General features: G+C 43.3%; 5 protein-coding genes. 2 read left to right on the top strand and 3 right to left on the bottom strand.

The features are described from left to right. Positions 1-205 (bottom strand): polyhydroxyalkanoate biosynthesis repressor PhaR (locus LW728_RS16190; RefSeq protein WP_287767278.1); only part of this gene is annotated, 205 nt, incomplete at its 3' end. Between the two features lie 346 nt (positions 206-551). Between LW728_RS16190 and alr the strand changes: the two genes are divergently transcribed. Both alr and LW728_RS16180 read left to right on the top strand, forming a co-directional pair. Continuing rightward, positions 552-1,748, top strand: coding sequence for an alanine racemase (alr, locus tag LW728_RS16185; protein ID WP_287767276.1), 1,197 nt, complete (start codon positions 552-554; stop codon positions 1,746-1,748). Positions 1,749-1,961: 213 nt separating this feature from the next. Further along, entirely contained in the window at positions 1,962-3,266 is a 1,305-nt protein-coding gene (locus LW728_RS16180) for a cytochrome P450 (RefSeq protein WP_287767274.1), read from the top strand. Positions 3,267-3,356: 90 nt separating this feature from the next. Here LW728_RS16180 and LW728_RS16175 read toward each other — a convergent pair whose 3' ends face one another. After that, the gene (locus LW728_RS16175) at positions 3,357-5,348 is read right to left on the bottom strand and encodes an ABC1 kinase family protein (protein WP_002803392.1); all 1,992 of its coding nucleotides are present in this window, start codon (positions 5,346-5,348) and stop codon (positions 3,357-3,359) included. 121 nt (positions 5,349-5,469) lie between these two features. Further along, positions 5,470-6,561 (bottom strand): glycosyltransferase family protein, encoded by a 1,092-nt coding sequence (locus tag LW728_RS16170; protein WP_287767272.1) that lies wholly within the window; start codon positions 6,559-6,561, stop codon positions 5,470-5,472. Positions 6,562-6,596: the final 35 nt, after the last annotated feature.

Here is a 6,596-nt window from a genome sequence, read left to right as displayed (position 1 = left end):
TCCAGACCTGATTTTTTTGGGTTCCCTCTACCGATATTAGCCGATTGTCGATGCCTTCGATTTTCTCGTCTAATACTTTAATATCCCCTTTGAGATCGGTTAATCCTATTTCTACTTTTGTCAAGCGCTCATCAATCTTATCGATCTTTCCCTCAATCCTTGTGAGGACAGCTTCTAGGGAATAAGTAACAGTTTCGTTAGACATTGGCTAAACTCCTGTACTGCATCTGGTTGGATATAATAATTTTATCTTAGTCTAGGCTTTTTGGCATTCCTTACCCTATAGTTAACTTCACTTCTGTCCAACCACTGAGATAGTGTTAGGTGAAAACTTCGCTACTTTCTTGTCACTGATTACCCGTTACTGTTCATTCTCTAGGAAAAAACCCTAACTGCCAATTTTTTCGGGAACTTCCTAACATCCCATTCATCTTAAAGCCTAGATTCCGCCTGGAAAAAGGAGGAAATCCAGAGGAGTTTCCGGCTTTTTTCCTAGCCCTCTCGGTTTTCTTTTGGTATAAATTGGGTTATGCGTGCAAAGGAGTGAGCGAGTGACGTTTAGCATCGAACCAAAAATTATCAATCCGCCCAAAAACCGTCATGATTATCAATTGTCGGAAGTAATTCGCTATCGTGCTTGGGTAGAGATTGATCGATCTGCCCTACAACAAAACGTGCGAAAAGTCAAAGCCCTGTTAGCCCCAAAAACGGAATTAATGGCGGTAATTAAAGCCGATGCTTACGGACACGGGGCAGTTAAGGTGGCTAACAGCGTTTTAGAAGCTGGGGCGCAATCTTTAGCCATCGCGACTATCGGGGAAGGTATCGAACTACGCGAAGCGGGAATCGTTGCCCCAATTATGATTTTAGGGGCAGTCAATACCCTGGAAGAAGTGGCAGCCTTAGCCCATTGGCAATTGCAACCCACCCTGGTGCAAATCGAACAGGTACAAATTTTTGCCACCGTGATGAGACGCTTAGAACAGCGGCTGCCGGTTCATATCAAACTAGATACGGGGATGTCTCGCTTAGGTACACAATGGCAAAACGGCACAAAATTCGTCGAACAGGTTTTAGAGGCTCCTAACCTGAAAATTGCCAGTATATACTCCCATTTTGCCACGGCTGACGATCCCAATCCCGAGATCATGCAGTTACAACGGCAAAGATTCCAACAAGCGATCGCTGAGTTAAGATCAAAAGGTTATCATCCCCCCTGTCTGCATTTAGCCAACTCTGCCGCTACCCTAAGCGATCGATCTCTGCACTACGATCGAGTTAGAGTGGGATTAGCTCTCTACGGTCTTTATCCCGCCGATCATCTCACCGATAAAGTCCCTTTGCAACCCGTCCTGCAAGTAAAAGCGCGCATTGCCCAAGTCAAAACCATTGCCGCCGGTTCGGGAGTGAGTTATGGTCATCAGTACATAGCCGCAAAAGATACTCGTATTGCTGTGGTCGGTATCGGTTACGCCGATGGAATTCCCCGCAATCTCTCCAATCGTTTAAAAGTATCCCTGAGAGGACGTTTAGTACCCCAAATCGGCGCGATAACCATGGATCAGTTAATGATTGACGTGAGCGAGATTCCAGAGGTAAAAACAGGGGAAATCGTCACCCTTATCGGTAAAGATGGCCCACAGTGCATCACCGCCGACGATTGGGCGCGGGATTTAGGTACAATATCCTGGGAAATTCTCTGCGGGTTTAAGCATCGTTTGCCGCGAATTATTATTAGCAATGGCTAATTATGGCGGCGATCTTAAAAAATGTCAATTGGCGGCAATTCTTATTGTTGACTGACTGGTGAGATGTGTAATTAATTTTGCCTAGATACTTGCCTTGGTCAAGTGCGATCGCTAATTGCTAGGCTAGATTACGCGATCAATTCTCCGCCGCTTTAGGTTAAAATAAACAGGGTTAATCGACGGCAACTGATTAGTTTTACCCTAGAGGCAGCGATGACTATAAGCAACGATTTACCCTTACCCCCCGGCAGTTTCGGATTACCCCTATTAGGAGAAACAATCGCTTTTTTGACCGATGGGGATTTTGCCAGTAAACGTCATAATAAATATGGTCAACTTTTCCGTACTCATATTTTTGGCAGTCCCACGATTATTTTATCCGGTGCCGAAGCTAACCGGTTTCTCCTCAGCAACGAGAATAAATACTTTGCAGCAACTTGGCCCAAAAGTACCAAAACTCTCCTCGGCAGCGCATCTTTAGCGGTGCATACGGGAGATGTCCATGCTTCCCGTCGTCGCTTAATCTATCAAGCTTTTCAACCCCGGTCCCTAGCAAGTTATATCCCTACGGTAGAAACAATTACCGCTCGCTATTTAGAGCGTTGGCAAAATGCAAAAACCCTGTCATGGTATCCTGAATTGAGAAACTATACCCTCGATATCGCCTGTAAATTATTTGTCGGTCTTGACCAGGGTTCTGCTACCAAATTAGGAGAAGCTTTTGATACTTGGTGTGCGGGACTATTTACCCTTCCCATTCCCCTTCCCTGGACAGCTTTTGGCAAAGCATTACGCTGTCGAGAAGAATTACTGCAAGCGATCGAAACTATCATTTTAGAAAGACAAAAAAATGATGACTTAGGCCAAGATGCTCTTGCTATCCTTTTACAAGCTAAAGACGAAAACGGTCAAAGTTTATCCTTAGTGGAATTAAAGGATCAAGTGCTATTATTACTCTTTGCTGGTCATGAAACTTTAACCTCCGCTATCGCCACTTTCTGCCTACAAATGGCACTGCATCCCGATATTTTTCAGCTTGTCTTGGAGGAAATAACTAATTTTGATCTATCCAGTCCTTTAAGCGTCGATACCCTTAAACAGATGACCTATTTAGATCGCGTTTTAAAAGAAGTTTTACGTTTTACTCCACCCGTGGGAGGAGGATTCCGTCGGGTAATAGAAGACTGTCAATTTAACGGTTATCATTTGCCGAAAGGATGGACAGTGCAGTATCAAATCACCAATACCCATAAAGATAATAATATTTATTCCCATCCTGAAACCTTTGATCCCGATCGCTTTTTAACCGAGGAAAAACCCTATGGATATATCCCTTTTGGTGCGGGATTGCGCGAATGTATCGGCAAGGAATTCGCTCGTTTAGAGATGAAAATTTTAGCCGTCCGTTTAGTACAAAAGTACGATTGGCAATTACTCCCCAATCAAGATCTCACCCTCACCTCTATCCCCACTCCTCACCCCCGGGACGGTTTACAAGTTACCTTTAAACCCCGTTAACCAGCTAGGATAAAAAAACTTTTAAAAAAGTTTAGCGTTCTTCTCGTAGCCGTGAAATTTATTTCACGGCATTTATTGACCGAACAGAGGTTAATCAGCAGCGGGTAAAGCTTTCGGTAATTCTCCATTTTGCTGATGATTTGGTGTATCGAATTCGAGAACTAGGTAACGAATCAAACGCGCTAGGGATTTTTGTAGCAAACCTTCAGCAATTTTTTGTCCCATCTGTTGGGTTTCCGGTTTAGCGATTAGTTTAGTCATCACTGGGACCATAGCCATGGCATCGAATCCTTTTGTTTCCTGTAAAATACTAAAGATGTTGCGAAGATGCTCAAAAGTCTTGGCATCACCCAACAATTCTGGGGGAGTTTCTTGTACCGCTAAACCCACCTGTTGCCGGAAATTAACCGTGAGATTAAACCAAGTGCGACGACCGAAGTTATCTAGCGCATTTACTAACTCATTAACTAATTTTTCGCGGATAAATATACCCCTATCTGAAAGGAGAAAATCTAACGCTTGATCGGTGACTTTCTCGAAGTTAAAATCATTAGAATCTTTAGCATTACGCAGGAGATTTTCTAAACGATTCCAGCGAAAAGTACCGTCTTTAAACAATAAATCTCGCAGGGAATCTCGCAACTCCGTAGAAGGATCGGTGAGCAGACGTTTAGCAATATAAGGATAGGCTTTACTCAGTACCTTAAAATTAGGATCGATGCCAATCGCTATTCCCTCTAAAGTCACCATCGAGCGAATAATCAGGGCATAATAGGCAGGAACTCGAAAGGGAAACTCATACATCATCGCCGACATTTTATCGGTGATACTTTTAAAGTTTAATTCTGCCACACTCGCGCCCAAAGCATTACCGAAAACTTCCGAAAAAGCGGGAACAATTGGCTCTAAATTGGTAGTTGGTGACAGGAAGTCTAACTTAACGTAATCCTTGGCCAAAGACTCAAAATCCCGGTTGACTAAATGCACCACCGCTTCGATTAAACCGTAGCGTTGATAGGGTTCAATATTGCTCATCATGCCGAAATCAAGATAAGCTAATTTACCGTCGGGAGTCGCTAATAAATTACCCGGATGGGGATCTGCATGGAAAAATCCGTGTTCAAGTAATTGACGCAAAGAACACTGCACCCCCACATTAACTAAGTGGGTGGCATCAATACCCTGAGCTTGAATTTCTTTGATATTAGTTAATTTTGTGCCGTCCACCCACTCCATGGTTAAAACCCGTCGCCCAGTATATTTCCAGTAGATTTTGGGGATGTAAATTTCGGCAATGTGACCATAAAGTTGAGCGAATTTTTCGGCGTTTTGTCCCTCGTGAAGATAATTAATTTCTTCAAAAATACGAGCGGCTAATTCGTCGGTAATTGCCACTAAATCGGAGCGAAGTCTTTTAATATTACCTTTCACCCAAGTCGCCAAACTACGCATGATATACACATCTAAAGTTATACAGCGAATCAAATCGGGACGCTGTACTTTAACGGCGACTTTCTCTCCGGTTTTTAATTTACCTTTGTAAACTTGTCCTAGGGAAGCGGCCGCTATGGGATTGGGGGATAATTCTGCGTAAATTTCCTCGGGAGAATAACCTAATTCTTCCTCGATAAAACGATAGGCAATTTCGTTAGGAAAAGAGGGTATTTGATCCTGTAGAGTGGTTAATTCTTCTAAATATAAAGGTGGTACTAAATCAGGCCGGGTAGAGAGAGCTTGACCGATTTTAATATAGGTCGGTCCCAATTTGGTCAACATTTCCCGCAATTGTACGGCCCGTCTAATTTCATTTTTTGGCGATTTTCCCCGCAGTTTATCCCACCAGATACCGATGACAAAAGATAAAACCGGCAGGGCAATTTCGATTAATCTCCCCACAACGTCTAGAGGTCGCCCACGGTAATAGTCGTTAATAACTTGGGGATTGTAGCGCCAACTCTCGGCTACGTTGTCATCCATGGGGCCGATATCTTCCCGATGCTCTTCGGGAATATGCACGGGCTGCACTTCAACGGTAATCGCTTCTGGGTTTTGCGTCTCTGGGGAGATCATCTGTTCGGACATAGTTCGGTGACGGGGCAGGGTGATTTGTAAACTATTGTAACAAGTATCGGCTTGCTGCCCGATCTTGTTTCTGTCTCCCTAGTTCTATGTTCAGGTTGGCCGTCAACTTTACCCTGGAGGGTTATTGCCTCTCAAAGTATTCTACGATAGCTCTCGCTATCGATTCTGCACCATCTTTAGCCAGTTTAACCTTTAATCTGGGCGGTTGGGGAGCTTGGCGTAAAAAGTCCCAATTACCTTGAAAAAATTCTTCACTGCTAATAATTTGATGATAACTATAATCTTGAATTCCGGCCAATAAAATCGCTGATTCGGCGAAACCTTCTCGCATCAGGGAAACAATCGGAACCTCTAATTTTAAAGCCTCGGCAAAGGTACTATATCCTGGTTTGGAAATAATTCGATCGCATAGGGGCATAAAATCCACGGGACGATAGCTCCGCTCTGGTTTATCCTGTAGGCGGATTAAATTGGGCAATTCGGGCGCGTTTTTTTCAAAAGTGATAAATTGCCAATCGGGAAAACTGGCGAGGTTATTATATGGAATTGCTTCTAATCCTAACCCCCCAAAACTCAATAAAATAGTTTTTTCTTTAGGGGCATTTAGCTTAAATTCCTGTCGCAATTGTTCTTCACTGTAGCGGGGTGTCCCCCCGGTTAAATTTGCTTCTGTAATGTGAGGAAATGCTGTCATTGCTTCTGCTAAAGGCAGTTTAAACAAGCGATCACATTGATTATAACAACGACTGATCCAATCACTAATACTGGCGAATTCTTCACCCCAATCACGATAGATAAAATCCCAGCCAAAGTTACCAATCATCCAACAAGGAAGCCCCGCACTTTTGGCAATTAGTGCCGCTAAAGGCGGTAAATCGGCCACAACTAAACCCACACGATTAGTTTTAATAAAATTAACTTCACTGGCAATAATTGCCCTTGATTGAGCAATTATTTGTTCTAGTTTTTCTTTGGTAGCTAATTTATCCATCGTTAAACTATCCGATTGGATTACCCCCACATCAAACCCCCGGGGTCTTTGAATATATTCTCCGGATATATAGGAATCTAATAACCAGCGCGGGGCCGTGGTGACTAATATCGGCAAAATTTCGGGATTAAGTTCAATAATATTAGCTACTACCGAAGCACTGCGGACAGCATGGCCAAAACCATGATTAGTAACGGCAAAATAAACAACAGGACGAGACATAAATATCAAGTAGGGTGAGAATAATAAGCGAGAAA

It is taken from the genome of Microcystis sp. 49638_E5 (genome assembly GCF_021300285.1).
GTDB lineage: Bacteria > Cyanobacteriota > Cyanobacteriia > Cyanobacteriales > Microcystaceae > Microcystis > Microcystis aeruginosa_C.
The sequence above is the reverse complement of the archived record's forward strand: the minus strand, read 5'-3'. Positions and strand labels throughout refer to the sequence as shown.

Bases quoted from the DNA above. Each gene is read 5' to 3' on its own strand.
- LW728_RS16180 (WP_287767274.1), top strand. From the start codon at position 1,962: ATGACTATAAGCAACGATTTACCCTTACCCCCCGGCAGTTTCGGATTA.
- LW728_RS16175 (WP_002803392.1), bottom strand. From the start codon at position 5,348: ATGTCCGAACAGATGATCTCCCCAGAGACGCAAAACCCAGAAGCGATT.
- LW728_RS16170 (WP_287767272.1), bottom strand. From the start codon at position 6,561: ATGTCTCGTCCTGTTGTTTATTTTGCCGTTACTAATCATGGTTTTGGC.